The 4,765-nt window shown below is 51.6% G+C and carries 7 protein-coding genes; 1 reads left to right on the top strand and 6 read right to left on the bottom strand.

Features of this window, described 5'->3' with window-relative positions; all coding sequences use genetic code 11:
* Nucleotides 1–165: 165 nt before the first annotated feature.
* Both AC13C0_RS00815 and AC13C0_RS00810 read right to left on the bottom strand, forming a co-directional pair.
* The gene (locus tag AC13C0_RS00815; RefSeq protein ID WP_482953769.1) at nt 166–654 is read right to left on the bottom strand and encodes a hypothetical protein; all 489 of its coding nucleotides are present in this window, start codon (nt 652–654) and stop codon (nt 166–168) included.
* Between the two features lie 74 nt (nt 655–728).
* Nucleotides 729–1,391, bottom strand: coding sequence for a hypothetical protein (locus tag AC13C0_RS00810; protein WP_482953768.1), 663 nt, complete (start codon nt 1,389–1,391; stop codon nt 729–731).
* A 178-nt stretch (nt 1,392–1,569) separates the two neighbouring features.
* Here AC13C0_RS00810 and AC13C0_RS00805 point away from each other — a divergent pair, with 178 nt between their 5' ends.
* Nucleotides 1,570–2,613, top strand: a complete 1,044-nt coding sequence (locus tag AC13C0_RS00805) for an IS110 family RNA-guided transposase (protein WP_117618755.1) — start codon at nt 1,570–1,572, stop codon at nt 2,611–2,613.
* A gap of 485 nt (nt 2,614–3,098) precedes the next feature.
* On the opposite strand, the gene AC13C0_RS00800 is transcribed toward AC13C0_RS00805, so the two are convergent.
* The 4 genes from AC13C0_RS00800 to AC13C0_RS00785 all read right to left on the bottom strand — a co-directional run bounded on the left by AC13C0_RS00800 (nt 3,099) and on the right by AC13C0_RS00785 (nt 4,559).
* Nucleotides 3,099–3,341 (bottom strand): hypothetical protein, encoded by a 243-nt coding sequence (locus tag AC13C0_RS00800; RefSeq protein WP_482953767.1) that lies wholly within the window; start codon nt 3,339–3,341, stop codon nt 3,099–3,101.
* A 144-nt stretch (nt 3,342–3,485) separates the two neighbouring features.
* Nucleotides 3,486–3,914, bottom strand: a complete 429-nt coding sequence (locus tag AC13C0_RS00795; RefSeq protein ID WP_482953766.1) for a hypothetical protein — start codon at nt 3,912–3,914, stop codon at nt 3,486–3,488.
* A gap of 94 nt (nt 3,915–4,008) precedes the next feature.
* Nucleotides 4,009–4,290 carry a type II toxin-antitoxin system RelE/ParE family toxin gene (locus tag AC13C0_RS00790; RefSeq protein WP_023012028.1) on the bottom strand — a complete coding sequence of 94 codons (282 nt, stop codon included), beginning with the start codon at nt 4,288–4,290 and terminating at the stop codon, nt 4,009–4,011.
* The gene (locus AC13C0_RS00785) at nt 4,287–4,559 is read right to left on the bottom strand and encodes a CopG family ribbon-helix-helix protein (RefSeq protein ID WP_022989998.1); all 273 of its coding nucleotides are present in this window, start codon (nt 4,557–4,559) and stop codon (nt 4,287–4,289) included. Before AC13C0_RS00785 ends, AC13C0_RS00790 begins: the two co-directional genes overlap by 4 nt.
* Nucleotides 4,560–4,765: the final 206 nt, after the last annotated feature.

Below are 4,765 nucleotides of genomic sequence, written 5' to 3'. Positions count from 1 at the left end.
ATCCTTGAAAACCCTACTCAGTAATCGATGATCAACAAAGATCTCAGGCGCGCTCCCCGCGCTTGCGCGGCTAGTTCAACGCCTTGGTTTAGCGGCGGCCCGACAGGGGCGTCCGGTGGAGGCCGCAGGCCGGAACGAACTTAATTGACTTGTTAAAACCTGCCATCAGGAACCACCGGACTTAACCAACCGCACTGCGACATTACTGTGTTGTGACCCAGTTTCGTTCTCATGCTGTGAACCAAAAAGATTGACCCATTGCCCCTGAACCAGCAGCAACTCCCCGTTGCCGGCACTGTTCCCATTACTTGTGGTGTAATCGCCCGCATAGTTGAATTGAAATTGGTCGGACGAGCCTGCCACCAGCTTGAGCTCATAACCCATGGACAGCTCGCTTGAAGAAGCAAAGCCTTTATCCTCGCTCGATACGCTAACCTTTAAAAGACTCGACTTCTTCAGAAAACTGGGCAAAAGGTCAGAGGGTTCGCTGTCGGTTTTGGTGGCCAGACACTCACAATACCGAACCTCCAATACCAACGGTTGGCCCGCGAGATAATCTTCAGGAGTGGTGTTGCCTGCAAGGGCAAAGCTAGGGAGCAGGGATAAAAAGAGCAGATTAACCCGCCAAATAATTTGTGATGGGATCCGTTGCATGTGATCTCCTATGTTTTCGTTTTAACGCCTTTCAGCAGGGGCGCGACGTCAGGAGCGTCCCTTGCCTGCATTTGTTAACTTTCGTCTTTAAGATTTTCTGGCAGTTTCACCTTGCCGCTCTCCACGAAATCACCTAGCGTTCGTAGCCGACGATAATGTGCCATAAGAACTTTTAACGTAACCTCCGGATCTTCTGTTTTGTCCTGAAGTTCCTTCAAGCTTTGAAAGCCAAGGTGCTTTGCGAGCTCCTCAGACATATTATTTAATTCTTTTGCTTCAGATGCCGCGAGCGAAGCATATTCGCGGTTCTGCTGCCGCCGGCGCTTCGCTATATCGAGCCTAGCGCGGTCAATTCGTTTGAATGCCTCAACTGCAGTAACACCTGCGCCCAATAGGATTCCTACTGACTTGGCCACCTGAAGTGCAACATCAGGGTTTATCAGAAGGTCTATCCATCCTGGAGAAGCATATTGAATAGACTGAACGGTTGGGCGCTGTTGCTTCGGAATTTGATTGAAGAGCACCGCATAAAGGTTTACGTAACTGTATCCACCCTGCCACGGATATTCATGGAATGTCTTGTTTACTCTGTCGACTATTCTAGGGTCTAGCTCTTGGGAGCTATCAAAATGAAAAACAAACGAATGTGCTTGCTGGTAGGCATAAGGGAATCCGTAAAGGTCCTCCAGAGCCCAACGTTCATCCATTAATACTCGGTAGATACCAGTGCTTTCCACACTTACTCCCTAGAAAGTTAACGCCCAGGTAACCGGCACCGAAGCGCAGCGCAGGGAACCAAAAGCGGTACGCTTTTGGTGTCCGGTTGACCGCCTTGATACTGATTGAGCCTTCTCCCCAGCCTCGCGGTTACCCGCTAAGCTGGAAGGCGACGAAGCACTACAAGGGAGAAGACTCATGAACTTTTACCATAGCACCCACCGCCATTATTGTGGAATCGATCTGCATGCCCGCAGCCTGTATGTCTGCATCATCGACCAACAGGGCGAGGTACTTCTGCACAAAGAAATCAAAGCTCGCCCGGAACCGCTACTGGCTGTGCTTGAACTGTTTCGTGATGATCTGGTGATCGGTGTCGAATGCATGCACTGCTGGTACTGGATCTCGGATCTGTGTGAAGAACACGGCATTCACTTTATCCTGGGCCATGCCTTGTATATGAAGGCCATTCATGGCGGTAAAACCAAGAACGACCGCATCGATTCCTTCAAGATCGCCATGCTCATGAAGGGCGGCAATTTCCCCCTGGCCTACGTTTATCCCAAGGAGATGCGGGCAACCCGGGATTTACTTCGCAGACGCACCCGCATCGTCCAACACGGGGCCATGCTCAAAGCCCATGTGGTGAATACCACGAGCCAATACAACCTGCCGCCCAACAAGGCCAACCTGAAGAATATCGGCGCCCGGGAACAAGTCCGGGCGACGTTTGCCGACCGGGATGTCCAACACAACATCGATCTCGACCTGGCCATCATTGAGTGCTATCACCGGGAACTCAGCAAGCTGGAAGAACATCTGGAACGGCAAGCCAAACAACACGATCCTGCCTCTCTGAGTGTATTGCGGACCATTCCTGGTGTGGGTCGTATCCTGGCCCTGACGATGCTCTACGAAATCGGCGACATCCAGCGATTTGAGACGGTGCAGAAGTTTGCTTCTTACGCCCGGCTCATCAAGTGCAAAGCCGAGTCTGCTGGCAAAGTCTACGGCACCCAGGGCAACAAGATCGGTAATGCCCATCTGAAGTGGGCTTTCTCGGAGGCCGCCGTGCTGTACCTGCGGGGTAATGACAAGGCCCAACGCTATTTACAGAAACTCCAGAAACGCATGAACAAACCCAAGGCGCTGTCCGCGCTGGCCCACAAGCTGGGCCGGGCTGCCTACTTCATGCTCAAGCATCAGAGGGTGTTCGATGAACAACGATTCCTGAAGGGTTAGTCACGCCACGGGGTGAGCATGACGTCTAACTGGATCAAACAGGATGATGGCTGAAAGCCCGGTGTCCGCTGACTGGTACTCGATACCAAACCGGCCTTCTATCACCGCCGTTGAAGCCAGTCGCTTTGATTAGCCACCCCGTGGGCGTGCCTTAATACCATGAGCCAGTGCGCTTACACCGGTCCTGAGCCTGAAACTAACTGGAGCTACGCAGCCAGATCCTTGAATAGTGCCAGTGACCGGTTAACCGATGAATGTCTGGTGCCCCTGATCGACCGAAGGAACGACTGGCCAGGCGGTGGTCTAAAGCCACGTAAGAGAGCCCCTATATGTGTTTGCTGTGAGTGCCTGACAGCCATACGAGACTGACGAAGCAGGCGTTCTCGCTCATGGATTTAGATTGGCCGCTGGCGCGGCCAAAAAAACACTATTGCCTATTGATTCCGAGAAGGCTCATATGGGTTATGTGGTTGATTCACCGAGGTTCACGAGTCGATGCCAATTAAAGAATCGATGCCTTCATCCCTGATAGTCGCTTTAGCCTCATCCAGTGCTGCCGCATCTGTATCAAACTCGTCATCCCATACGGTGGAGTTATTGAATTCATCCACCACTTCGAGAATCCAGCCACCAGTGTCACCGCGGTAGATCTCTACTTTGACCACTTTCCCGTCAGCTGTCAGTTCTTGGCAAAGGGGGCTCATTTCGACTTCAAAATCATCTTCCATTCACTATCTCCGAGGTGGAATCTTTGTACACATAACGCCGAAGCACAGCGGCGCCCTTTACTTGGCTACGAAGGAGCCACGTAAAGGGCGTCCGGCGGCCATCGGCCGCGAACTGATGCGACTTGTTAACCACTATTTGACAGTTCAAAAAGCGGTTTCAGGATCAATTCCCATTCTCTGGGCTACTTCGTTGAACTGCTTATAATAAATAGGTAGGTTCATCACTTTCTCACGAATCATCCCCTCGTATTTTTCCTTGCTTCCGCTATGCACACCCACGGCCTTAAGATCTTCATGGAACTGAGCCAGCGAGCCAGCCTCTTGGAGTTGGGTATAATCCCTGCCGGCATACATTAGCGTAACCAGCTTGGCCAAATCATTTACATCTACGCTTGCGAGGTATTCAGTTAGAGGAGAAGTGATATCTCTCGCCTCGCTGAGATAAGCTTGAGACGCAGGATCACCCAGAGAAATACCAAGCTCAACTCCGTGTTTTTTGTGCAACTCATCATCTTTCTGCTTGATCTTCTCTGCAATCAATGAAATGGAGTTCATATGATCTTGTAACTTCATGCTTTCTCCTTCTGGTTAACGCTGAAGCGCACCGGTGGCTTTGTCGCAGCGCAGCGGAGACAAAGGCATCCGAGTGACGCGCCTGGTTAAATTACTACCGCTCACCTTCAAGGCCATGCCATACCCGGAGAATGATGATGGCACTGGGATGGAGCGAATATCGAACGACATATTTCCCGAAAACCATATCTCGAACAGAGTCAGGCACCGGTGCCATTTCAACTGGTGTGCCCATCTTGGGAAAATCAGGAAGCAATTCGATTTTGCCAACCAGTTCGGTGGCGATCCGGGCTGCCGCCGATGGATTGTGGACTGCAATGAACTCCCTGAGGCGCTGTAAATCTTCAATGGCTTCGTCCGTGTAAACCAGTTTCACTTACCTGACCTCGGTGCATCCTGCTCGTTGTCGGTTCCCCAACTATTAAGCCAGCTGTGAACCTCGCGGGCATCAACAACCTTGCCTTGTGCAGCGGACTCCATTGCTTCTAAGGTCTGTTTCCAGCGCTCTTGCTCCAGCTGCTGCTTTTCTATGTACTCCGATAATGCTTGGTTAATTACCCAACCTTTGCTCCGGTGCAACCTGCCAGCAATTGCTTCCAGGTGCTGTTCAACTTCTGCTTGAAGGCGAACCGTGGTGACGCTCATGACTATACCCTCGAGTTTGGCTACTACAATGTATTACAACATAGTCTACGAGGGTGCGGCAAAAAATTTAACGATATAGATAACCGTCCACCTCCCGCCAACTCTCAGGCACACCCGAACTAAGGCAGGCACGCGACCGGGCCCCTGTGGATCGGTTCATCGGCTTGTTGGACTGGTCCGCACTCGAGGTCTCAGGCTAGCCTATG

Source organism: Marinobacter sp. B-21, assembly GCF_056857895.1.
This window is presented reverse-complemented; position numbering and strand designations above follow the sequence as displayed.

What these genes read in the sequence shown, in the direction of transcription:
- AC13C0_RS00815 (WP_482953769.1), bottom strand. Translation starts at nt 654, where the DNA reads ATGCAACGGATCCCATCACAAATTATTTGGCGGGTTAATCTGCTCTTT.
- AC13C0_RS00785 (WP_022989998.1), bottom strand. Translation starts at nt 4,559, where the DNA reads ATGAGCGTCACCACGGTTCGCCTTCAAGCAGAAGTTGAACAGCACCTG.
- AC13C0_RS00805 (WP_117618755.1), top strand. Translation starts at nt 1,570, where the DNA reads ATGAACTTTTACCATAGCACCCACCGCCATTATTGTGGAATCGATCTG.
- AC13C0_RS00795 (WP_482953766.1), bottom strand. Translation starts at nt 3,914, where the DNA reads ATGAAGTTACAAGATCATATGAACTCCATTTCATTGATTGCAGAGAAG.
- AC13C0_RS00800 (WP_482953767.1), bottom strand. Translation starts at nt 3,341, where the DNA reads ATGGAAGATGATTTTGAAGTCGAAATGAGCCCCCTTTGCCAAGAACTG.